Below are 24,154 nucleotides of genomic sequence, written 5' to 3' on the forward strand. Positions count from 1 at the left end.
CTCGAGGCCGCGACCCGACTCGTTGTCGGCCTAATCCTCGGGCGCGTCCGGGAACGCCTGCTGGGTGTAACCGCCGCGCAGGGTGCCCTCGACATAGGCGGCCTTGCAGGCCCGCCGGGCGATCTTGCCGCTGGATGTACGCGGGATGGAACCCGCCGGTACCAGAAGCAGGTCCCGCACCGTCACGCCGTGTCGCTGGGAAACCGCGGCACGTACCGCGTCTGCGATCGGCAGCGGATCCGCCTTACCGGCGCCCGGACCGCGCTCGGCCACGATCACCAGCTGCTCGGAGGCGTCGTCGGCGTCGAACTTCAGACCCGAATGGCTGCCCTGTGCGAACACCTCGGCCGGCAGTTGGTTGGCCGGTACCGAGAACGCCGCGACGAACCCGGGCCGCAGCGCACCGTTGGCCTCCTGCGCGGAGAACTCCAGGTCCTGCGGGTAGTGGTTACGTCCATCGACGATCACCAGGTCCTTGACCCGGCCGGTGATGTAGAGCTCGCCGTCGAAGTACACGCCGTAATCGCCGGTCCGCATCCAGTGCGCGTCGGGCGTGGTGCCCGCGGCGTGGCTGCCCTCGGCCAGCGGGGTGACGATCTTGTTCTGGAAGGTCGCCGCGGTCTCGGCCGCCCGGCCCCAGTACCCGATACCCATATTGTTGCCGTGCAGCCAGATCTCGCCCACGTGGCCATCCGGCTGCTCCCGGGCGTCACCCTCCACCGACTCCGGATCGACGATCACCGCCCACTGGGATCTCGCCACATAGCCGCAGCTCACCTGCGCGATCGCGTTCTCGGTGCCCGGCTCGACGCGCACCATGCGCCCGGCATTGAGCTCGGCACGGTCCACATAGGTGACCTTGGCCTCGTCCTCGGCTTTGGTCGCCGAGACGAACAGGGTGGCCTCGGCCATGCCGTAGCACGGTTTGATGGCCGTCTTCGGCAGCCCGTAGGGCGCGAACGCGTCGTTGAACTTCTTCATCGACGAGGTGGTCACCGGTTCGCTGCCGTTGATCAGGCCGATCACATTGGACAGGTCCAGCGATTCACCGTTCTTGGGCAGACCGCGCACGGCCGCGTGCTCGAAGGCGAAGTTCGGGGCGGCGGCGAAGGTGCCCGCACCGTCGGAGGCGGCGGCCAGTTCCTTGATCCACCGGTACGGCCGCCGCACGAACGACGCCGGCGACATGATCGTGATGAACTTGCCGCCCACGGCCGGCAGGATTACCGTCAGCAGACCCATATCGTGGAACAGCGGCAGCCAGGTGACGCCACGGGAGTTCCAGTCGAGGTTGATGGCGTCCACCATCTGCAGCAGGTTGGTGCCCACGGCGCGGTGGGTGATCTCCACGCCGGCGGGGGTCCGGGTGGAACCCGAGGTGTACTGCAGGTAGGCGATATCGTCCACCGCGATATCCGGGCGCGCCCAGCTGTCACCGACACTGTCGGGAATCGCGTCCACGGCGATGATGCGCGGCCGCTGCGCTGCGGGCAGCCCCCGGAAGAACTGGCGCACGCCGGCCGCCGCCGAACTGGCGGTGAGAATGGCCGACGGTTTGCAGTCACCCAGTACCGCGTGTAGCCGGTCGGTATGACCCGGTTCGTCCGGATCGAACAGCGGCACCGCGATCGTGCCCGCATAGATGGCGGCAAAGAATGAGATCACATAGTCGAGTCCCTGCGGCGCGAGGACCGCCACTCGGTCACCGGGAGTGGTGACCTGCTGCAGGCGACCGGCCACCGCGCGCAGCCGGACCCCGAACTGTTGCCACGTCAGCTCGTGTACCTCGCCATCGCGCTCGCGCGAGTAGTCGATGTAGCGGTACGCCAAGGTGTTCGCGTCGTTACGGGTGTGCTTCTCGACGTGGTCGACCAGGGTGCGATCATCGGGAATGGTGATGTTCCCGTTCTCGTCCAGGTAGTCGTCGAAAGTCTCGTCCATTCCTTCTCCTCCGAGGCGCACGCGGCAACGGCACGATTGCCGTTATTTACTGTGTGGCCCCGACTCGCTTTCGCCGCGGGTGCTCTCCATTCGAGAACCGACCCTGCGGGTTCTGGGTGCGGTCTGCGCGGTGACCGCTATCGGCTAGATGTTCTCAAACCAGAGACATGTTACAGAGACGAGCTTCTCACTCCTCCCGGAGCAAGGGAATCACCGGCGCGAACGCGTCCATCTGGGTGGGGAAAATTCCCACGTAGGACATGCCGGTGAGCTGCCGCACACGGCGCATCTGGTCGGCGATCTCCTCGAACGTGCCGATCGCCACATACGGCGAGCTCAAGATCTCCTCGACCGAGAGCTCGACATCGACTTCCAGGTCCGGATGCAACCCGCGCTCGATGGCCGACAACGCCATCTCGGCGGTCTTCTCCCGGTCGTCGGTGATGACGATGGCCGTGATCGCCCAGTTCAGCTCGATCTGCTCGAACCGGTCCCCGGCGGCCTCCTTGATCAGGTTCACCTTCTCGATGGTCTTGTCGAGGGTGATCCCCGAGAGCAGACCTTTACCGTTCGATGTGGTGACCGGAACGATCGAGATGATGTCGGCGTGCTTCGCGGCGAGTTTCAGCATCCGGGGACCGCCGCCTCCGGTACACAGCGGCGGCCGCGGGCCCTGCCGCGGCCGTGGGGTCCCCTTGACACCGTGCACCTGGTAGTACTTGCCCTCGAAGGTGCATTCCTGACCACGCAGCAGCGTATCGAGAATGGTCAGTGTTTCGTCGAGCTTGGCCAGTCGCACCCCGGGCCGGTCGTAGTCCAGCCCGGCGGCCTCGAACTCGTCGGCCTTCCAGCCGGCCCCGATGCCCACCTCGAGCCGGCCCTTCGACAGCACATCGATGGTGGCCAGATCCTTGGCCAGCACCACGGGGTGCCGAAAACCGTTGGCCAACACCGAGGTACCGAGGCGGATCCGGTCGGTGGCCTGGGTGAGCGCACCCAGGGCCGCGATCGGGCCGATCTGGTCACCGAGATGATCGGGCACCACGAAGGTGTCGTAGCCGTACTCCTCGGCCTGCTGCGCCGTCTGGATGAACTTGCGGGCGCCGCCCTCCTGCTTGTTTCCCTCACCCGCGGCCGCGAAGCGGAACTTACGCAGCGGGGTGCCCAGCGCGCTCAACTCATCCACCGGTGCGGCGGCTTCTGTCATGAACTCATGCTCCTGGATATCGGAAGTCTGCGCATCCCGTGCCGGCGCAGGGCCCGGGATGCGCGATCACCAGCGCACTTTACAGCCTGCCAGGCAGCGGGGAACACGCTGACTGCGGTGAATTGTCACAAGACGGCCGCAACGGCGTCGTCTGCCCCGTATCCGCGGATCACGAGTGCGGCGGAGACGGCGCGCCGCCGACCAGACCGACCGCCCAGTCGGCCGCCCACTGGGTGGCGGTCGTACCGTCCGGGTCCACCACGAAGTTGTGGTAGAGGCTGTGTACCGGGTTGCCCACGGCCTGCGCGAGGGTCCCGAGACTGCCGAGAATATTCGCCGGACTCAGCGCGTTGCGGGGCGCGTCGCAGATCAGGTCACCGGGCGCGCAGATCGTGTACACCCGGTCGGCCAATTCACCGAAACCCTCCTTGCGGACGCCGGTCATGGTGATCCCGGGAACGGTCAACCCGGCCAGCGCCACCTCCGCGCCCACCCCGGGCGGTGGAGTGCCGACCTGGATCGGCTGACCGTCACCGGTCTCACCGGACCGCCGCCCGTCGGCGATCAGGGCGACCCCGAGCACCCGGTCGGCGGGAACCGGACCGTTGCCTTTGCCGATCTGTTCGGCGATATCGCCGACGATCACCGCGCCCTGCGAGAACCCGGCCAGCACATAGGTGGTGAGCGGGCACTCCTGGTGGCGCTGGGTCAGGAAATCGAAGGTCCGCCGGCTGCCCTCGGTGCGACTGGCGTTGTAGGAGGCCTGACCGTCCGGCGGAATAGCGATCGGATTGGAGAACTGCGCGATGTAGGGGACGGTGTAGACGTCGACCCGGCCCGCCGGGAACTGTTCCCGGACCGGATTGCTCACATTGAGCATCAGCGAGGCCGGGTTGGCCGTCGGGTTGTACGGGTCGTCGGTGCTGTTGGACTCCCAGGTGCCCGGCACCGAGATCATCTGCACATCCGGGCAACTCGCGGGCTGACTGGTCGGCTCCCCGGGCCCCGGCTCGGGACCCGGGCCCGGCCCGGGTTCCCGCAGGCAGCCGGCCAGCAGATACCAGAGCAGGATCACGATGACGAGCCCGACGACTCCCACCGCGAGCAATGTCAGACAACCCTTCGGCCGGGACCGACGGGACCCGGTACGTCCTCTACTCATCGGCTATCACTGGCAGTAGTGCGCTTTGGCGGTGCTGATGTAGATCTGACCCGCCTGCTCCACCGGCATCTTCGCGGGATCGAACGACGGATCCGAACCGGCCATCGCGTTCACGAACGTCGCCATATCGGCATCGGAGGTCCCGGCGGCCACACCCTGGCAGACGTAGTTGCCGATACTCAGCGCGATATCCGGGGAGGACGGGGTGACACCCTGCTTGGCCAGCTCGTCGACGAAGGTCTGCTCCTTCGCGCCGAGATGCCCGGTATCGGTTTCCTGCGGCGGTACCGGGGCGGGACGCTCCGGCTCCTCGGCCGGAGCCTCGGGTTCGGCCGGCTGCTCGGGCGCGGGCGTCTCGCCCTCCGGCGCCGGCGCCGGGGCCTGGCTCTCGCTCGAGGGCGCGGGAGCCGCACTCGCGGACGTGGTGCCGGCCGAAGTCGACAGCGTCGGGGTCCCGGTCGCGGTCGAGTCGTCGTTGCCGCAGCCGGCGAGCAATCCGGCGGCCGCCACGGCCGCCACCACTCCGAGCAGTGTGCCTCGGGTCCGATACATACATTCCATCCTGTGTTCCGGCGCACGGATGCGCGGGTTCACGGCCGCTCGAGTCGGGGCCGCCGAACCACTGGGTTGACGGTCGGGTGTGCGTCCCGGCCCGGCGGGTTGGCCCGGGCCGCGACCCCCGAGGGTAGTACTAGACCCGGAATCCCCGCTGGACTGGCCGGGCGAGCAGGTTCCGATCGACCCGCTTCGGGCGAGCGGATCGTGCGGTGAGCGGGTGGATCGGTAATGGTGGAAAGCCATGGGACGAGGTGGAGGTCAGAAAACTCGCCCGGGTGGTAGCGGCTCACTTGCGCTGGCGGGGGTGAGCTCACCAGCGAAAGCCGGAGGGTGAGCTCACTCACGAAGGCTGGGGCGTAGACCCACTCACGAAGGCCGAGGCGTCGACCCACTCACGAAGGTGCTGTGTTTTTTGGCGCCGCCTGCGGCGGCGCGGGGTTGAGGCCCCCTGGGTCTCGCCGTTTCGGCCTCGAGACTCGAGCCTTCGGCTCATGCGCTTTCGAGGCCGAAACGGCGAGACGGGCCTCAACCCTTTGGAGGTGTCTCGTAAAACTCGACGCATACGGGTTGCGTCGACATTCGATGTCCGGGTCGGCAGGCGGGTGCGCGCGCGAGTAGCAAACCGCTGCCGCGCTCTGGGCCGCAGTAGGCCGCGCCCCATGTATGGGGTGATGCGTATCACTGCGCACCTACCGGTCAACCGTGCACTTCGGTCCGGTTGTCCCGGACAGTGATGAAGCCTCGTTGGAAGTTCTGCTGGAGCCCGCCCGGGATCGCGAACTCGTCGCTGATGGGGAAACCGATCCGCCCGGCCTCGTAACCTGCGTCACGCCAGGCATCCATGATGGGTCCGTCGCGGACCGCCCACGCGCCGGACATAGGGCTCCAGTAGATGCTGCCGCCCTCGAAGCGGGTGAATTGGCCGAGGTCTTTCAGCGGGGCCTGGGCGGCGGCCGGGAAGCCGAGCCGGCTGTTCTCGAAGCCGAGTTCGGCGTACTTGGCCAGGATCATCCCTTCGACGCGATGTACGCCGGTGGCGGGACTGAAGTAGAAGGGCCCGCCTTCGAAGGACTGGACCGCGCCGTCGCGGTTCGGCGTCTGCACTTCGGGGCCGACCGGATAGCGCGCCGGGCCGCCCTCGAAGCCCTGCCTGCCCCATTCCTCGAGGATCGCTCCGCGCACCACCTGCGCGCCCGTTTCGGGGGTCCAGTAGAGCGAGCCGTGCTGGAACGGCTGGAAGCGGCCGCGGCCGTCCGGTAAAGGCTGTTCGGCACCGGTCGGCAGACCGAGGCCGCCACGGGGCCCGGCCGCCGCCTGGTAGCCCCCGCCGATCCGGCCGGCCACCGGATGCGCCCCGGTGTCCGGGGAGTAGAAAACGCGGCCGTGGCGGAAATCCTGAGCCAGCCCGCCGGGCACTTGATATTCGCCGGTGAGGCAGTCGCCGAGCCAGCCGTTGCCGCCGGCGACCGCGCCGATGGCGCCCGCCACCGCGCATTCGGGCTTGCCGGCCGGCACCTCGAGCGCGCCGGCGGCCTGCGGCCACGACTGCCGCATTTCGAAATCCCAGTACGGCCAGGTGTGGGTGCCCGCGGCGCGGTAGTTCACGGTCGCGGGGATTCCCAGCTCGCCGAGTTTGTCCACGAAGTTCTGTGAGGTCAGCAGAGCCAGTGTCTCCAGGCCCATCCCGAACATATTCGTGCTCACCCCCGGGATTTCGCTGCCCTCGTCGTGTTTGCCGGAGGCACCGGTCCCGCTGGAGATGTAGAGCGATTTACCTTTCAGCCGATCGGCGAGCAGCAGCGGATCGTGTTCTTCCCACTGCGGGCTTCCGGGCGGTCCCCACATGGCCCCGGAGTCGAAGCCACCCGCGTCGGCCATTGCCAGCCGAATAGCCTGTGGCATACCGAGGCTGGTGGTCGTGAGAAAACCCGAATAGGAGGCGGCGTATTTCACGAACTCCGGATTGCGCGCGGCCAGGAACATTGCGGCCGTTCCACCCATGGACAGTCCGGCGATTCCCCTGGTCGAGGTGGCGCGCCACTGACTCTCCAGCAGCGGGGGGAGTTCCTTGGTGAGAAAGGTCTCCCATTTGTAGTTCTTACCGTTGTCCGGTTGCAGCCAGTCGGAGTAGAAACTCGATCGGCCGCCGACCGGTAGCACCACGGTCGTGTTCTTGTCGGCGTAGAAATCCACCGCCCCGGCGTCCTTTATCCAGCCGTTCTCGTCGTCGGCGGCACGCAGGCCGTCGAGCATGTACAGCACCGGGAACTTCGCGTCCGGCTGAGTATTCCAGTCCCGGGCGAGCAGCAGACGCACCTGGATCGGGACGCCCATGGCGGGCGAGTCGACCCAGACGGCCACATCACGGTCGGTGTGCCAGACCACATTCCGGATCGTGGCGGGGGACGCGGCAGCGGTCGGCTGGGCGAGGGCGGGGGCCTGCGCCGCGGCGAAGGGCAGCACCAGCGCGGCGGCCCAGGCCGTCAGCTGCCGCCGGGCGCGTCCGCGGGACCGGCCGACCGTCGTCCCCCGGTGTGCGCGTGTCATCCCTGCCACTCACTGTTTGTACCGCCGTGGCGTGCGGATACGCGGTAGGACGCGCGGACAGCAAACCAGTTCGTCACCGCCGTGCGGTCCCACGACAACGGCGCCACCTGCTTCGATGCGAAGCGGGTGGCGCCGTTGGGGAGAACTATCGGTTCAGCGGCAACCGAATGGCGTGCCTTCGATCACCAGCCGTTGGTGGAATCCAGGAACATCTTCCGCGAGGCGAAGAGCTGGCCCTCCCAGTACTTCCAGGAGTGGGTGCCCACGTTCGGGAAGTCGAAGTGGGCGTTGATGCCCAGCGTCTTCAGGCGGGCCTGGAAGGCACGGGTGTTCACCAGCGACAGCGCTTCCAGCGCCATGGCGTTACCGGTGTTGAACGCGCCGATCGCACCGGCCGGCTTGTCGTACGGGCCGGGCAGGCCGCTGGCCGCCGAGATGTACATGGGCAGACCACGCAGCTGCGGGGCGAACACGAACGGATCCATCCGCAGCCACTGCGGGCTCCACGGCGCGGCCATCGAGTCGACGTTGAACTTGCCGGCGTCCAGCATGGCGATACGGATGGCCTCACGCATACCCGGCGCCGAGATGTTCAGGTAGCCGGAGTAGGCGGCGGCCGAGCGGAACTGGTCGCGATGGTAGGCGGCCAGGGCCAGGGCGGCGCTACCACCCATGGACAGACCCGCGATCGCGTTGTTGGTCCGCGAGACGCCGTGGCCCTCGAGGAAGGCGGGGAGTTCCCGGGTCAGGAAGGTCTCCCACTTGTAGGTGAACTTCTGCCCGTTGGTGTTGCTGGGCGAGTACCAGTCGGTGTAGAAGCTCGACTGGCCGCCGACCGGCATGATCAGGGAGATGTTGTCGTTGCCGAACTGCTGCAGCGCGTTGGTCTCGAACGACCAGGCGTTGCGGTCGTCGCGGGCGCGCAGGCCGTCGAGCAGATAGAGCCCGGCGTTGCCGCCGCGCGCCGCCCACTGGACCTGGACCTTGATCGGGCCCATGCTGGAGGGAACCAGCAGTTCTTCGAAGGCGCCGCGCTTCACCGGTGCCGCGGGCGAAGCCAGCGCGGTCGGGGCCGCGATACCTGCCGCGACGGGTAGCGCGAGCACTGCCGCACCGATAGCCAGAATCCGGTTACGCCAGCCGCGGGGTGCCCGCGACCGCCCGGTACTTCTCTTCGGGCCGGCTGCCCTGCCGAAACGCATGAATTCTGCTCTCTTTCTGCTGTTGTGGCGTTGTCGCTACCGCTGTGCGGACAACACCCCGTTTCTCCTCGGCGGCGCCGGCGGCCGGGTCCCGACCTACCACTGGGCCGACAGCGCTACAACGATCTGGTCACAGATGTGCTCGCTGGACTTTATTCGACCCCATCGAGCCGAGCAAGGCCGTGCTGATCGGATGGCCGAAATCCGCCGCGAGAACCGCTGTGATCGCCCCGTGACGATACCTTGCCGGCGCGTTGATGTCTCGGCGGGCCGGGATATTCCGCTGTTATCGAAATCGCGCTCCGCCCTGGCTTGTGTAACGGAATACCAACCGAGGACGAATTCCTATCGACAGCAGTGTGCCCGCCCGGAACGTTTCGTTCCGGGCGGGCACACTGCATCGGCACGGAGGCCCCGCGAATAGGACCCCCAACTGCCGTTATCCGATATTCGCCGACAAATCCGGAAGCATCCGATACACCTCGGCCTCCCAGTAGGTCCAGGAGTGAATACCGGTCTCCGGGAACGAGTAGGTGACATTGTTCGCGCCGAGCGACATCATCCGCAGCTGGAACGCGCGGGTGTTGGCCAACGCGAGGGCCTCGAGCCCCATACCGTTGATCGTGTTGCCGGTGAAGCCGTCGGCGGACCCGGGCAGCGCGCTGCCGGCGGAAATCCACAGCCGGGTGTTGTGGTCGCGCAGCAGCGGCGCGAAGACGAACGGGTCCATCCGCAGCCATTGCGGACCCCAGGGCGGCGCCATGGAATCCACGTTGTAGCCGCCGGCGTCGATCATGGCGGTTCTGATGGCCTCGCGCATACCGGGCGCGGAGACGTTGAGGTAGCCGGAGTAGGACCCGGCGAAGCTGAACTGATCGGGGTGGTAGGCGGCCAGGGCGAGGGCGCCGCTACCGCCCATGGACAATCCGAAGACGCCGTTGCGGTTCGGGTTGAAGCCGAGCCGGTCGCGCAGGGCCCAGCGCAGATGCTGGTTGATGAAGGTCTCCCAGGCGTAGCGGTAGCTCTTGCCCGGACCCTCGGAGATGACGTTGAAAGCCCCGGAGCCGGAGGACGAACCCGTCGGCGGGAGCCCGAGGAAGGAACTGGCCGCGTTCCAATCCGCGTAGAAGCTGGACATACCGCCGACCGGCATGACGACGTTGATATTCCAGTCGGTCAGCGCATTGGCGACATTGGTGTCGTTCTCCCAGCCGCTGTGCGTTTCGGGGGCACGCATACCGTCGAGGGCGTAGACCACTCGACTGGTATTGCCGTCCTTGGCCCGGAAGACCCGCGACCTGATCGGGCCCATCTCGGGTGAGTCGACCCAGAAATCGAAGCCGGCCGGATTGGGGGCCGCCTCGACCCGGGGAGCCACATCGGACAGAGCCACCGCGAGGGGGGCCAGCAGCGCCACCGCCACACCCATCGCCCATCGCTGTACCCACCGCCGGGTACGCACCGAACCGGGTCTGCGCGCACTTCGCATTCGACTAGACCTTTCGCCTGGACAGCCGGACAGCAAGTACCTAGCTACATTACCGGCCCCGTCTCGGATACATAGACCACAGCGCCCATCGGGAGACGGAAGCCGTTATCTGGATACATGTTCCTGGTACATCAATCGGCTATACCCGCGTTCATGTTGCCAAATAGTGGCGTAGGTCACAGTCGTCCACGAGGTGGCGTACACATCCGTTGCCGAACCAGCCGGCAATACCCCTTGGCAACAATTGCGCAAAGACGCCGGCCAGAGGGTGCCGGCCGCGGCCCCGGTCAGCCGATGTTCGCCGACATATCCGGGATCATCCGGTAGACCTCGGTCGCCCAGTACTGCCAGTTGTGCACGCCGACGGCGGGGAAGTCGTAGGTGGCGTTGGTCGCCCCCAGCGACATCATCCGCACCTGGAACGCCCGGGTGTTGGCCAGCGCGAGGGCCTCCAGACCCATCGCGTTGAGCGTGTCGAAGCTCAGACCGTCGGTCGCGGCCGGGAGACCGCTGCCGGCGGAAATCCACAGCCGGGTGTTGTGCTGGCGCAGTTGCGGGGCGAACACGAACGGATCCATCCGCAGCCACTGCGGGCTCCACGGCGGCGCCATGGCGTCGATATTGAAGCCGCCGGCGTCCAGCATGGCCACGCGCAACGCCTCCCGCATACCGGGCGCGGACACGTTCAGATATCCGGAATAGGAACCCGCGTAGCGGAACTGATCGGGATGATAGGCGGCCAGGGCCAGGGCCGCGCTGCCGCCCATGGACAGCCCGAACACGCCGTTGCCGTTGGGGTTGAAGCCGAGCCGGTCGCGCAGCGCCCAGCGCAGGTCGCGGGTGAGGAAGGTCTCCCACTTGTAGGTGGTGGTCCGCCCGACTCCAGCCGCCGAACCCGAGGCCAGTCCCGAGCCCGAATCGGCCGCCGAACCGGTGGCACCGCCGGCACTACCCGAACTACCCAGTCCGAAGAAATCGCTCGGGGCGTTCCAGTCCGCGTAGAAGCTGGACCGGCCGCCCACCGGCATGACCACGTTGATATTCCACTTGGTCAGTTCCCGGGCGACATCGGTATCGATCTCCCAGCCGCTCAGGTCGTCGCGGGCACGCATCCCGTCCAGGGCGTACACGACCCGGGCGGTGTTGCCGTCGGCGGCGCGGAATACGCGCGACTTGATCGGGCCCATCTCCGAATCGACCCAGAAATCGATACCGCTGGGATCGAACTGCGCCGACGCCGGAGCCGCCGGCCCGGTCACCGAAGCACCGAGCGGGAGCAGGGCCGCCAGGGACAGTAGCACCGTGCGCTTCAGCCGACCGCCCAGTCGCCGCCCCGGACGTGCGCTCCGGATATCACGGCCGATAACCCCTCGCATGTTTTCCCGCCCTCCGTCGTGCGACCCACGGCCGCGCAGTACGACTACCGGTCCCCGGCCCGGACGAGCCGGGGCCGGACGCCAGCACTGTAACCCGACCGCAGTTCACCCGCCCACCAGGATTGCGAAGACGCGGCGAACAGGCGAACTACTCTCGGGGAAACCGCAGTTCAGCGCACCGGCGGTATCGGATCGACGAGACCACAGCGCTGAATCTCATATTTCGGTACCCGATCTATGCGGTACGACGCGAAATCGAAAGCGTGCAACAGATTGTGCTTGAACCGTTCGAACGTGAGCGGGCCCTTGTAGGAGAGCGTCAGCGCGTAGGTGTCCGGGCACGACATCGCCACCCGGGCCTGCCTGACCCAGTCCTCGTCCATGTACCAGGGCAGCCAGGGCTTGATGTCCACCATGCCGGTCTCCACGATCACCCAATCCGCGTACAGGCTCTTGTCGTGCCCGATCCGCCCGTCGGTGAGCCGATCGGTGTGCGCGGCCAGCGGGAAGGCCAGTCCCATCGGATCGATGACCCGGACATCCAGGGGGACGTTCATGCTGGTCATGCCGAGGTTGAGGAAGTAGACCGTATGGCCGGCCCCACCCGGCGGGATGGGCAGCGGCGGCGGGGCGATGTACCACATCATGAACGACGGGGAATTGAGCAGCAGACCGCCGTCCGGCGTGTTCTCGATCGCCTCCACCATGGGGCGCATCCGGGCGTAATCGAGGTAGTCCTCGGCGCGGATGGGATGATCGTGGCCGGTGTTGAGGACGTAGTAGATCCGCTCGTCCACGATCCCGGACTTGTTGATGTGGGTGCCGGTCTTGATGGCGGTGGTACCCGACGCCAGCAGCGCCCACGCCACCGTACCCACCAGCGCGACGACCAGGACCGCGAAAGTGGGGGCCTCGCGCCGGGTCAGCGACCGCAGACCACCCTCGGGCAGCCGCACCGGCAGCACCGCGACCGGCAGCAGGAACAGGAACAGCTGCGGCAGCAGCATCCGCCCGTGCATGAAATCGCCGCCGACGCGCAGCGCGTAGATCGTGAGCAGCAGCGCGGCGCCGAGCACCAGCGCCACCACCGCCGACGGTGAATGCAACCGCTCCCGGAACTGCCGGAGCCGACCGGCCGCCGGGTCCACCGCGGTACCGGTATCCGGGCGCACGTAATGCGCCCGCGCGGCCACCAGACCCGCGACCAGCAGGACGACCAGCGGTACGTAGAGGTAGTAGGGGCCGGCCAGATCCCACAGGTAGGTGAGACCCTGGCCCCATTTCGCCCCGCCCGCGTCCTTGGCGACCGCGGTGTTGGGGTAGGGCAGGCCGTAGTAGCCCATCCGCCAGACCTGGTAGAGCAGCGGAACCGCGCCGGCGACGGCGACCACGAGGCCCCGCAGTAGCCACGGGCGCAGCCGCGACCGCGGCATCGGCGCGAAGAAGATCAGCAGCAGCGCCAGGCCGCCCACCACGGTCATCTCGGGCCGGATCAACGGTGCCAGACCGGCCAGGAAAGCCAGGCCCAGCAGCCCGGGCACGGTCGGCTGTTCGGCCTTGCTCCACCGCACCAGCAGCAGCCACAGCAGGGCGATCCAGCAGATGACCAGGCAATTCTCCAGACCGGAGGTCACATAGTCGCGGGCGGGCGGCACGGAGATATAGGCCAGCGCTCCGGCGGGCAGCAGCAGCGTCGACGACGCCGGGCCCCAGAGTCTACCGGTGCCGAGCATCGCGAACAGCACCGCCAGCAGCGACAGTGTCAGCGCGACACCGAGCACCACGTATTCCAGCCGGCCCTGGGTGAGCCAGCTGAAGAACCAGACGACATAGGTCCATGCCGTACTGGTGTTGGTCTCGACCCGTTCGCCCGCGTTGAAGACCGGACCGTTGCCGGCCAGCAGGTTGCGCACGGTACGCAGCACGATCAGTCCGTCGTCGGCGATCCAGCGCCGTTCCCAGCCACCGAACGCGAACAGGGCGACGGTCACCAGGATGCCGCCCGCGAATACCGCACGCGAGACCGAACCGCCCGGCGAACGCCGCCGCTCGGTGGCGGCGCGCTCGCCGGGCTGTTCTGTTTCGGCTACCGCAATCTCGTCAGAAGAGATAGACAGCGACACCTACCGCTCCGATCCAGGCGATGGCGAGCAACTGCAGGACGCGATCGCCGAACGCGATCTCCTCGGGTTCACCGGCCTCACCACCGTCGACATCCACGGCGTAGCGCAGGATCGCGATGGTGAACGGGATCATCGAGAGGGCGAACCATTCGGTGTCCTTGGCCGCGCCCTGTTCGAAGGCCCACAGACCGTAGAAGACCACCACCGCGGTCGCGGCCAGGCTCCAGATGAACCGTAGGTAGGTCGGGGTGTAGTACTCCAGCGATTTACGGATCTTCGCACCGGTGGACAACGCCAGTTGTAGTTCGGCGTAGCGCTTACCGGCCGCCATGAACAGCGAACCGAACGCCATGATGAGCAGGAACCACTGGGACAGCGGGATCCCCGCGGCCACACCGCCGGCGATCGCACGCAACAGGAAGCCGGAGGACACGATGCAGATGTCCAGGACCGCCTGGTGTTTGAGACCGAAGCAGTAGGCCAGCTGCACCCCGATGTACACGCCCATCGTGACGGCCAGCTGCCAGGACGCCAGGAACGACAGCGCCAGCGAACCGAGCAGCAGCACCGCCGACAGCGCGAAGGCGAGATTCACCGGGACCACACCGGCGGCGATCGGACGGAACCGCTTGGTGGGATGGGCCCGGTCGGCCTCGACATCCATCGCGTCGTTGGTGAGGTAGACACCGGACGCGGCCATGCAGAAGACGACGAAGGCGATGGCCACATTGGCGAGCACATCGAGATCTGTCACCGAACCCGCCGCCATCGGGGCGGCCAGCACGAGGACGTTCTTCACCCACTGGCGCGGACGAGCTGCCTTGACCAGGCCACCGACCAGCGTTTTGGGGGGCCCTTTCACTTCGGCTTCGGCCAGATCGGCGCCGGTGGGCTCTTCACTCATGGCGGGCAGCGCCTTTTCGTCTTGTGCGGTCACTGTCGAGTCTCTTTTCGGCGGCGAGCAGGGCGGCGGCGGACGCGGCACCGAGCGCGGAACCGGCGAGCACATCGGAGGGGTAATGCACCCCGAGCACGACTCTGGACAGCAACATCGGCGGTACGAGCACCGCAGGCAAGGGTAGCCCGGTCAATTTTCCGATTAGCACCGCCGCCGCGGTTGTCGAGGTCGCGTGCGAGGAGGGGAAGCTCAGTTTGCTCGGCGTCGATACGTTGACCTGCACCGATGGCGCGTGCGGCCGGGGCCGGCGGACGATCCGCTTGATCACGATGGAGGCCGCGTGCGCCCCCACGGCGCCGACCGCCACCCCGGCCCACTGCCGGCGCCGGGGTTTGTCGACCAGCGCGCCCACCGCGGCGATACCGACCCAGCCGAGCGCGTGCTCCCCGAAATGCGACATACCGCGTGCCGCCGAGATCACCGGCGGGGTCGCGATGGCGCCCTGGACCGCTTCGAGGATCTTGACTTCCGCCGGTGACCGGCCGGTACCCGAATCCTGCAGGCTCGGGTTCATGGCGTTCACCGCTGGCTCTCCTCGCTGCTGTCGATCCCGAAAACCTTCTCCCACGCGGTCGTTCCGGTGAGCTCCGCGTGCGCGGCCCGGTAGCGCTGCCGCATCTCCGGCAGACGCGCGGCGAGTTCCTTGCGTAGCCGCAGCGCTTCCCGGAGCAAGCCGTAGGCCTGGCGGGGGTCGCGCTTGCGGTACACCACTCCGCGACCGTCCGCGGTGGTGACGGTGACCCCGTCGACCTGCGAGAGCAGGAACCAGCGCGCGTCCAGCGTGGGCACGTTCAGCTGGGGCCGGTCGTGGTGCTCCTCGTGTGCCGGACGCAGATTGTGCAGCAGGCCCTTGCCGAGCCGCACGATCTTGGCGATCGGGTTGGCGGGTTCGCCCACCGCGCCCACGCCGATTCCGCTGGCCAGCGGGAGTTCGGTGGAGGAGGGCAGGATCACCGCGTCCGGATACTGTTTGCGCAGTTCGTGTACCGCGCCGAGCGCGCTCGGCAACAGTTCGAACAAGCGTTGCGGGCCGGCCAGGAAATCGCGGATCGCCAGGTTCTGGATGGCGACCGTCGAATACTCCAGGCAGAGCAGGTGTTTGAGGGTCGCCTTGACCGTGTGGGCAATCATGCTCCGGCCGTTGCCCGGCTGGTACAGGGCGGCGACGACCAGGCGATTGCGCAGATGGAAATACGCCTGCCAGTCGATCGCGTCGTCCTTGTCGCTCCATGCCATATGCCAGACCGCGGCGCCGGGCAGGGTGACCGTCGGATATCCGGCTTCCCGAGCGCGCAATCCGTATTCGACATCGTCCCATTTCAGGAACAACGGCAGCGGCTGGCCCAGTTGCTCGGCCACCTGCCGCGGAATTACGCAGGTCCACCAGCCGTTGAAATCGCCATCGATACGCCGGTGCAGCAGTTTCGAATTGTCGCGATCGCGCAGCGGGTATTTGGCGAAATCGTGGTCGTATTCGACATTCGGGGCCGCCGACCACATGAAGATGTTGCGGTCGACGACCTCACCCATCACATGCAGATGGGAACGCTCCTGCAGGTTGAGCATCTGGCCGCCCACCAGCACCGGTGATTTCGCGAATCGGGCGAAGGCCAGCGCGCGCAGGATCGAATCCGGTTCGATCTCGATATCGTCGTCCATGTAGACGATGAATTCGGCACTGGTGGTTTTCAGCGCCTCGTACATCACCCGGCTGTACCCGCCCGACCCGCCGAGATTCGGCTGATCGTGAATGGCGAGCCGGGCGCCGAGGACGGCGGCGGCTTCTTCGAAGCCGGGCTCGTCGACGACCTTGCGGGTGCCCTGATCGGGAATGATCACCGCGTCGATCTGCGCCAGCACCAGCGGATCGGACCCGAGCGCTTTCAATGTCGTCACGGCGTCGGTGGGGCGGTTGAACGTCGGCATCCCGACCGCGATCCGGCCCTCCCCCGGCGCCTCGATCGGCGCGTACCAGCCCCCGGACACCAGTGTGACCGCGGTGTCGGTGGTGATGTCGAACCAGAGCCAACCGCCGTCCTCGAACGGACCGAAATCGGCCTCCATCTCGACCGACACCGTCTCCGCGCCGGAGGCCACCGCGAACTCACGGCCCTGGACGTGGATACGGGAACCGTCGGCCTTGGAGCGGTACAGGTCGACGCGGCCGTGCCCGGCCAGCTCCAGCCGCAGCACCACCGAGTCGAGCATGCTCCAGCGCCGCCAGTAGCTGGCCGGCAGCGCGTTGAAGTAGGTGCAGAACGACACCTCGGACTCCGCGCCGATCGACAGCGAGGTCCGGGTCGTGGCGTGGGCGCGCCGCGCGTTGGTCGCCGACTCCTCCAGGTAGAGGGTGCGCACATCCAGCGGCTCGCCCGGCCGGGGCAGGATCACCCGTTGCAGTAGCGATTTCGCTCGGGTCGCGGACGCACTGTGCGCCAGTGATGCAGAGGTCATACGTCGTTGTTCTCCTCGGCCAGCGGCGCACCCGTCTCCAGGTGCGGGCGCAGCACATTGTCGAACATGTTCAGCGCGCTCGCGATGGCCATGTGCATGTCCAGGTACTGATAGGTACCGAGGCGGCCGCCGAACAGGACCTTCGCGTTCGCGGTCTCCTTCTTGGCCAGCTCGCGATACGCGGTCAGTTTGGCCCGGTCCTCGGGGGTGTTGATCGGATAGTACGGTTCGTCGCCGGTCTTGGCGAAACGCGAGTATTCGCGCATGATGACCGTCTTGTCCGTCGGGTAGTCCCGTTCCGGATGGAAATGCCGCGGCTCGATGATCCGGGTATAGGGCGCATCCGCGTCGTTGTAGTTCATCACCGACGTGCCCTGGAAGTCGCCGGTGGGCAGCACCTCGGTTTCGAAGTCGATGGTGCGCCAGCCCAGCTCGCCCTCGGTGTAGTCGAAGTAGCGGTCCAGCGGGCCGGTGTAGATTACCGGGGCGTCCGGGTTCTGCGCGCGCAGCTCGTCACGGACGTCGAACCAGTCGGTGTCCACCCGGACCTCGATCAGGTCGCTCGCTGCCATGTTCTCCAGCCACTTCGTGTACCCCTCCTTGGGCAGGCCCTCGTAGGTGTCGTTGAAGTAGCGGTTGTCGAAGGTGTAGCGGACCGGGAGCCGGGTGATATTGCCGGCGGGCAGTTCCTTGGGGTCGGTCTGCCACTGTTTGGCGGTGTAGTCGCGGACGAACGCCTCGTACAGCGGACGGCCGATCAGCGAGATGGCCTTTTCCTCGAGGTTCTGCGCATCCTTGGTCTCGATCTCGGCAGACTGTTCGGCGATCAGCGCGCGCGCCTCGTCCGGGGTGAAATACCGGCCGAAGAATTGCGACACCAGGCCCAGCCCCATCGGGAACTGGTACGCCTGACCTTTGTGCAGGGCGAAAACGCGATGCTGATAGCCGGTGAACTCGGTGAACTGCGTGACATAGTCCCAGACCCGTTTGTTCGAGGTGTGGAACAGATGCGCGCCATATTTGTGGATCTCGATACCGGTTTCCGGCTCGGGTTCGGAATAGGCGTTACCGCCGATATGCGGGCGGCGATCCAGTACGAGGACTCTCTTGCCCAGTAAGTTCGCGCTGCGCTCGGCGACGGTCAGCCCGAAGAAGCCGGAGCCGACGACGATCAAGTCGAACTGTGCGGTGTTATCTGAGTTACCCGGAGACGATGCGGCGGTCACGGGAGCCCAGCGTATCGGAAGCGTTTCCCGGCGCCAGTCGGAGTCGGAAGGTCAGGGGTATCGCCAGGTGAGCGGCTTTCCGCGCCGTCCGACGCGGAAAACACGCGCCGGGGCCGGAACGGTCCGGCCCCGGCACGGCAAAAGTACCGTTCACCGGCGCTGTCAGCGGTAGCCGTACGGGGCGACGCCGTAGGCACCGACCGGCACGGGCGTCCGGGCGGCCTCGATCCACCGCTTGGTGGGGGCGATGGCGGCCAGTACGAGGGTGAGGACCGCGAAGAGCGGAGCACCGAGAACGCTGATACCGCCACCGACAGCGACCACCCCGACCACGACGACGGTCAGCACGATGGAGAGCACGCAACCGAGGATGACCATCACACGCCCGGTATTGCTGCGACGCAGCAGCAGGATGCCGCCGATCAGGAGCAGCAGAGCAAGGACGCTGTAGGCGACACCGAGCACCACGCCGGTACCTGCGAGGTCGAAGTCGAAATCGATATCGGGCCCGCCGGAACTCGAACTGGAACTGCTCCGGCGGCGGGCGCCGGTGGCCAGGACGGCGCCATTGGTCAGCGAACTCTCGGAGGTGGCCGAGGCGAGCACGAACATCCCGAAGGCGGACAACGCGCTGGCGACTCCACCCAGCAGGGCGAGAATCCCGGCGGTGATACCGGTCCCGCCGCTGGGCGGCGCCTGATACCCGTAGGTGCCGGCGAACTGCGGTCCCGGCGCATAGCCCATCTGCTGCGCAGGCGGGTAGGCGGGCGGCGGCGAATACGGCGCCGACGGAAATGGTGGGCCGGGCTGCTGCGGCGGGTGACCATATGGATAACTCACGGGACCTCCCCCTCGTCACGGTTTTCGGCACTGTACCGCGCCTCGCCGGCGCGCCGATTCCCGGCAAATGTGAAACACGAGCACCCGCACACGTATTCGTGGGCGGGTGCTCGGCGGAGACGCCTCCGCTAATCGAGATTGTTCTCGGCGTAGACGCGCATCGCGTCCCGGATCAGTTCCGCCGTGCCTTCGGCGTGCACGTCGTAGTTGGCTCCGAAACGTTCGTCGGCGACATACATTTCACCCAGACCCGTGAATTCCTGCGCACCGGGTCGGCGTCCCTGCCAGCCGCCGGTCACCCATTCGTAATGCCGCGCGGTGATCTTCTGGACCTCGGCGCTGTCCGGTGCGAGCCCGGCTTTACGCGCCCGCCCGAAGGCCGCGGCGATATCGAGCTGGGCCTGCTGGAACGCCTGTTTCTCCGCGGCGCTCAGCGAACGCCACCAGCGGTCGCCGCCCTCGTAGGCGTCCTTGCCCCAGCGTTCGACGACCTCGTCCTTGTACTGCGTGTGATCGAATTCCTCGAAGACTTCCGCCGCCACGAGTCGTTCACCTCTTTCCAACTTGCCCAATGTGGTGTGTACCGACGCGATCCGGCGGCCGATCCGGTCCTGTTCCTGCCGCAGCAGGTCCAGCTGGGCGCGCAGCGCGGTGATCGCGTCGCGCTCCCCGGCGAGAATCTCTCCGATCACCGGCAGGCCCACGCCGAGTTCCCGCAACAGCAGGATCCGCTGCAGCCGGACCAGCGATCGCTCGTCGTAGTAGCGGTACCCGTTCACACCGATCCGGCTGGGCGGCAACAACCCCAGCTGCCCGTAGTGGCGCAGGGTGCGGCTGGTGGTTCCGGCCGCCTTCGCCAGATCCTGGATGGACCATTCGTCGCTGCGTGAACCCGTGCCCACGACCTTCACCTCTTCCGTTCCGCGTCGGTGCCACCAGCCTGCAAGTTGACGCTACGTAAAGGTCAAGCCCTCGGCGACGGCGGCGACTAGAACACCTCGGTGGTCTCCATTCTCGTCGGGATCTGCTGGGCTCCGGGTACGGGCGCGGGCCGGTCGCCATCGACCGTGCCGGACCCGGCCGGGCGGGTGCCGAACTCCGGTGTGCCGCCCGGCGTGGCGCGACCGGCCGGCATCCGGCCGGGAATCGTCGCCGCCTCGGACTCGGCCGCGCCCGGCCCCGCACTGCCGGATTCGGTATCGGCGGGCGCCGCGCCGTCGGCTTCGGCGCTACCGGACCCATCGGTGAGACCGGGTACCAGCTGCATCAGTGTGTCGAAGTCGACGACCTGCGCGCCCAGGTCGGCCGTATAGACGATGACACCGTTCTCGAACAGCCGGTACTTGCCCGCGTCCTCGGGCAGGGGCAGTTCGGGGGTGACGGGCAATCCGAGCGCGCCCTGCATACCGCCCATCTCCGCGTAGGCGGTGTCGATCGGCGAGGGGGTCGCGCCCGGTGCGACACCCGGGAGCGTGCCGCCCGGGGAGACCGGGAGGGAGCCTTCCGGGGTACGCGGCGGCGGCGCACCCGATTTCATGCCCTCCGGCGAGACCTCGTTCCACGGTTCGGTGGTTTCCGGAGCGGCGCCCTCCGGCACCGGGTTCACCGGCGGTGGCAGCGGCATCGGTGTGGTGACCGTGAGTTCGGCGGGTGTCGGTCCCACCTCGAAGGTCTGGATATCGGCCGGCGACCCGCCGTCGGGCGCGGCGGAGTACTCGGCGCGCAGGATCCGCCCGTCGCGCAGCAGTACCCGGCCGGCCGTGGCCTCCACCGCGGCGGTGCTGCGCGGATCCTCCTGAGCGGTACCGCTGTAGGCCTGGCAGTCGGTGGTATCGCAGGTCTGCGCGTAGGGCCAGCGGGTTTCGGCGAGCGCATAGGACCGGGCGGCGACCGCCTGGGCTTCCAGGGCGGCGGGCGCCCAGTCCGGCGGCATCTCCGCCGGGACGACGCCGAGCAGATAGTCCTGGATGTCCACCCGGTTGACGGTGCGGGTCTCCCCGTTCTCGGCGGCCACACCGAGGGACCCGCGGTAGGCGCCGCCGCCGCACAGTGTCAGATGCTCCGCCGCCGGACGGTTCGGGTTGGGGTCGATCGGATAGACCCACGGATCCTGGATCGGGTTCTCCCACAGGACCGGTCCGTCGCAGCCCTGGCTGACCACCGCGTGCGCGCCGCCGTCGGGTAGTGGCGTGAGCCGGACGGCCTCGCCCGCCTGCAGTTCCTGTCCGGCCAGCCGCATACCGGCGGCGGAGGTGACGACCAGATCGGCGCCGTCCTGTTCCTGCAGCCGGACCGATACCGACGCCGGTCCGATGGTGCCGGTCTCGGCGCCCGGATAGTAGTAGGCGAGGATCTGGTCGACGTTTTCCCCGTTGTCGGCGTTGCGCAGCGCACCGTGCTGACTCAGTCCGCGCCCGTGCCCCGGACCGGCCTCGGCAAGCATCCGGTATACCTCCGCGGAGCCGGGAACCAGGAGCGCCCCGCCGATGACCAGAGCGGTCGCCCCGCAGGCGAGTAATGGGCCTGGACGGATCCGCCGGCCTCTCATCGATTGCGGCATACCGGGAACTACCAGCGTGTTCCCCAGACGCCCTGAGACTTTCGGCCGAGTCATGTTGTTTCGGTATGACATACGAGCACTCCCATCGTCAGCCCGGACGCTTTCGACTCGGTACGACGTCGGCATGTCGTTTCGACCGGCCACGCTCCGGGAGCTACATTCGAGCGAACAGGAAAGCCTCAACCTCAGGTTTAGATTTGTGACGAATGTGGCTAGTGTGGTCCGTGGGACTGAAGTTCGCAAGCATGACTTGCTCACCGATCACTGGTTGCAACCCTGATTGGAGAAGCTCGTGCCCTACCGCAAACCGAAGCGTTCCTGTGTACTGCCGGTTGTCGCGTTAGTAGCGGTAGCGGGCCCGATCCTGCTGCCCACGGTCACCGACCTGGGCAAATCCACCGATCAGATCGCGCTCACCGCGGTACCGCCCCAGCTCACCGAACTCGCCCTGCGCAGCGCCCCCGATACCGTGCTGCCCTTGGGCGAGCTGACCGGCCTCGACCTGCCCGACCTGCGCCTGGGCGATCTGCAGGCGCTCGGCGTACCCGGCCTGACCCCGAACGGTACGACCACCCCGACCGATCCGAGCCGGCGGCTGCCGGGGCGGCAACCCGGCCTGGGTTTCGTGACCGAGGGCGGGCCCCCGCCCGCGGACACCCCCGCGCTCACCCCCGGCGTGATTCCGCCGGAATTCATGGACGCGGTCGGCGCGCAGGTCAAGGAACTGAACCGGGAACAGCCCTTCAGCATGGTCGCGCTGACCGCTCCGGACCTGGCGAACACCACCGTCATGATCCGGGCCGAACAGCCCGACGGCGGCTGGGGCCAGTGGTACGAGGCCAACCCGATCGACGGCGCCGACGGCGTGGCGGCCGGCGCACCCGCCGGCACCGACCCCATCTATGTCGGCAACACCACCGCGGTGCAGGTACTCGTCACCCGGAAACCGCAGCAGCACGAGGGCGACCCGCTCGGACGGACACCCGCCGCGGCAGGCGGGCCGCAGCAGCCGCCCGACCTCACCGCCGTCCTCATCGATCCCGGGCGCGGCGCGGTCGACGATCAACTCCAGGACATCGCCGCCGCCCTGCCCGGCGGGGGCCCCCGGGTCATCACCCGCGACCAGTGGGGCGCCGACGAATCGATCCGCTGCCAGGAGCCCACCTACGACGACGGGCTGGGCGGAATCACCGTGCACCACACGGCCGGCCGCAACGACTACAGCAAATCCGAATCGGCCGGGATCGTCCGCGCCATCTACGCGTACCACTCACAGACCCTGGGCTGGTGCGATATGGGATACAACGCACTGGTCGACAAGTACGGGCAGATCTTCGAGGGCCGCTACGGGGGCCTGGACAAACCGGTGCAGGGCGCGCACGCGGGCGGTTTCAACGAGAACACCTCCGGAGTCGCGATCATGGGCGACTACCAGGTCGAACAGCCCACCGACGCCTCGATCGAGGCCACCGGCAAGTTCATCGGCTGGCGCGCCCGGGTCGGCGGTCTCGATCCCGAGGGCCAGACCACCATGTACTCGGAGGGCACCGAGTTCACCCCGTACGCGCAGGGTGAGGAAGTGCATCTGCCGGTGGTCTTCGCGCACCGCGACGTGGGTAACACCAGCTGCCCCGGCGATGCCGCCTACTCGCAGATGGACCGGATCCGCACGATAGCCGCCGGCGAAGTGGGCGCGACCCGGTCGTCGACCCCACGCAGCCAGGCCGCCCGCTCGGATCTGGCCGCGCTGGCCGATCTCACCGCCAAGCTGCTGACCATGGTGAACGACAATGTGATCGCGAAGTACTGGGTCTCCAAAGGTGGTCCGGACGGGCCGCTCGGCCAGGCCGCGTCCGAGCCGATGCCCGCGGCCCAGGGGCAGCAGTACGCGAAGTTCGTGAACGGATACGTCTACACCACCCCGGACGGCCAGGTGCACGAGGTCGTCGGCAAGGTCCTGGATCGCTTCCTGGAACTCGGCGCCGACACCGGTGCGCTCGGCCTGCCGCTCACCGACGCCTACCCGGTGCCCGAGGGTCTGCGCACCGACTTCCAGAACGGCTCCCTGATCCTGAACCAGGTGGCCGATATCGTCACCACCGTCTGGAAGACCTACAACGACACCTACCAGCAGCAGTTGCACGGGCCGGGCACCCAGCCCGGCACCGCGCCGCACGCCGTACCCGGCACGGGCCCGATTCCGCAGGTCGCGGGGCCTGTTCCGGAGGTCGGGGCACCGCCCGCACCCGTCGCCGCGCCGGACGGAGAGCAGTCACCGGTACCGCAGTACGCGCCGGCGCCCGACGACCGAACCGTCCCGGCACCTGCCGCCCAGAACGGCCCGGCACCTGCCGCCCAAGCAGGTCCGGGACCCGCCGCCGAGGCCGGCCCGGCACCTCCGCCGGAGCCCGCGGCACCGCCCCCACCGACCGCCTGAACCCCGCGCACCGACCGCGCCGGATCGTGCCCCGCACGATCCGGCGCGGTCGTCTTTTCACGGGTGATCCATCG

The 24,154-nt window shown here is 67.6% G+C and carries 17 protein-coding genes; 1 reads left to right on the plus strand and 16 read right to left on the minus strand.

Going from position 1 to position 24,154, the window contains the following annotated elements; all coding sequences use genetic code 11:
- Nucleotides 1-30 precede the first annotated feature (30 nt).
- The 16 genes from fadD32 to NF4_RS02375 all read right to left on the minus strand — a co-directional run bounded on the left by fadD32 (nucleotide 31) and on the right by NF4_RS02375 (nucleotide 21,526).
- Nucleotides 31-1,941, minus strand: coding sequence for a long-chain-fatty-acid--AMP ligase FadD32 (gene fadD32, locus NF4_RS02300; RefSeq protein ID WP_063125616.1), 1,911 nt, complete (start codon nucleotides 1,939-1,941; stop codon nucleotides 31-33).
- Between the two features lie 187 nt (nucleotides 1,942-2,128).
- Nucleotides 2,129-3,148: an LLM class F420-dependent oxidoreductase gene (locus tag NF4_RS02305; RefSeq protein WP_063125617.1), complete on the minus strand. Its 1,020-nt coding sequence runs from the start codon at nucleotides 3,146-3,148 to the stop codon at nucleotides 2,129-2,131.
- A gap of 169 nt (nucleotides 3,149-3,317) precedes the next feature.
- On the minus strand, nucleotides 3,318-4,310 hold the full coding sequence (locus NF4_RS02310; RefSeq protein ID WP_063125618.1) for a cutinase family protein: 993 nt from the start codon (nucleotides 4,308-4,310) through the stop codon (nucleotides 3,318-3,320).
- A 6-nt stretch (nucleotides 4,311-4,316) separates the two neighbouring features.
- Nucleotides 4,317-4,862 carry a DUF732 domain-containing protein gene (locus NF4_RS02315; RefSeq protein WP_063125619.1) on the minus strand — a complete coding sequence of 182 codons (546 nt, stop codon included), beginning with the start codon at nucleotides 4,860-4,862 and terminating at the stop codon, nucleotides 4,317-4,319.
- A 702-nt stretch (nucleotides 4,863-5,564) separates the two neighbouring features.
- The gene (locus NF4_RS02320; RefSeq protein ID WP_084532791.1) at nucleotides 5,565-7,415 is read right to left on the minus strand and encodes an alpha/beta hydrolase-fold protein; all 1,851 of its coding nucleotides are present in this window, start codon (nucleotides 7,413-7,415) and stop codon (nucleotides 5,565-5,567) included.
- A 182-nt stretch (nucleotides 7,416-7,597) separates the two neighbouring features.
- A complete protein-coding gene (locus NF4_RS02325; protein ID WP_084532792.1) occupies nucleotides 7,598-8,617 on the minus strand; it encodes an alpha/beta hydrolase in 1,020 nt (339 codons plus the stop codon).
- Nucleotides 8,618-9,056: 439 nt separating this feature from the next.
- On the minus strand, nucleotides 9,057-10,046 hold the full coding sequence (locus tag NF4_RS02330) for an alpha/beta hydrolase (protein WP_232330275.1): 990 nt from the start codon (nucleotides 10,044-10,046) through the stop codon (nucleotides 9,057-9,059).
- A 347-nt stretch (nucleotides 10,047-10,393) separates the two neighbouring features.
- Entirely contained in the window at nucleotides 10,394-11,482 is a 1,089-nt protein-coding gene (locus NF4_RS02335) for an alpha/beta hydrolase (protein ID WP_084532793.1), read from the minus strand.
- 170 nt (nucleotides 11,483-11,652) lie between these two features.
- A complete protein-coding gene (locus NF4_RS02340) occupies nucleotides 11,653-13,605 on the minus strand; it encodes an arabinofuranosyltransferase AftB family protein (protein ID WP_084532794.1) in 1,953 nt (650 codons plus the stop codon).
- On the minus strand, nucleotides 13,583-14,509 hold the full coding sequence (locus NF4_RS02345) for a decaprenyl-phosphate phosphoribosyltransferase (RefSeq protein WP_063125622.1): 927 nt from the start codon (nucleotides 14,507-14,509) through the stop codon (nucleotides 13,583-13,585). Before NF4_RS02345 ends, NF4_RS02340 begins: the two co-directional genes overlap by 23 nt.
- Nucleotides 14,502-15,077, minus strand: coding sequence for a phosphatase PAP2 family protein (locus NF4_RS02350; protein WP_063125746.1), 576 nt, complete (start codon nucleotides 15,075-15,077; stop codon nucleotides 14,502-14,504). The genes NF4_RS02345 and NF4_RS02350 overlap by 8 nt, the downstream gene beginning before the upstream one ends.
- A 5-nt stretch (nucleotides 15,078-15,082) precedes the next feature.
- Nucleotides 15,083-17,017 (minus strand): glycosyltransferase, encoded by a 1,935-nt coding sequence (locus NF4_RS02355; protein WP_063125623.1) that lies wholly within the window; start codon nucleotides 17,015-17,017, stop codon nucleotides 15,083-15,085.
- A complete protein-coding gene (glf, locus tag NF4_RS02360; protein ID WP_063125624.1) occupies nucleotides 17,014-18,243 on the minus strand; it encodes a UDP-galactopyranose mutase in 1,230 nt (409 codons plus the stop codon). Before glf ends, NF4_RS02355 begins: the two co-directional genes overlap by 4 nt.
- Nucleotides 18,244-18,405: 162 nt before the next feature.
- A complete protein-coding gene (locus NF4_RS02365) occupies nucleotides 18,406-19,083 on the minus strand; it encodes a hypothetical protein (RefSeq protein ID WP_157119893.1) in 678 nt (225 codons plus the stop codon).
- Between the two features lie 128 nt (nucleotides 19,084-19,211).
- Nucleotides 19,212-19,985 (minus strand): MerR family transcriptional regulator, encoded by a 774-nt coding sequence (locus NF4_RS02370; protein ID WP_063125748.1) that lies wholly within the window; start codon nucleotides 19,983-19,985, stop codon nucleotides 19,212-19,214.
- Between the two features lie 86 nt (nucleotides 19,986-20,071).
- Nucleotides 20,072-21,526, minus strand: coding sequence for a SpoIID/LytB domain-containing protein (locus NF4_RS02375; RefSeq protein ID WP_232330276.1), 1,455 nt, complete (start codon nucleotides 21,524-21,526; stop codon nucleotides 20,072-20,074).
- A 409-nt stretch (nucleotides 21,527-21,935) separates the two neighbouring features.
- Between NF4_RS02375 and NF4_RS02380 the strand changes: the two genes are divergently transcribed.
- Entirely contained in the window at nucleotides 21,936-24,080 is a 2,145-nt protein-coding gene (locus tag NF4_RS02380) for an N-acetylmuramoyl-L-alanine amidase (protein WP_063125749.1), read from the plus strand.
- The last annotated feature ends 74 nt before the right edge of the window (nucleotides 24,081-24,154 follow it).

Origin of the sequence: Nocardia fusca NBRC 14340 (assembly GCF_001618425.1) — a bacterium.
GTDB lineage: Bacteria > Actinomycetota > Actinomycetes > Mycobacteriales > Mycobacteriaceae > Nocardia > Nocardia fusca.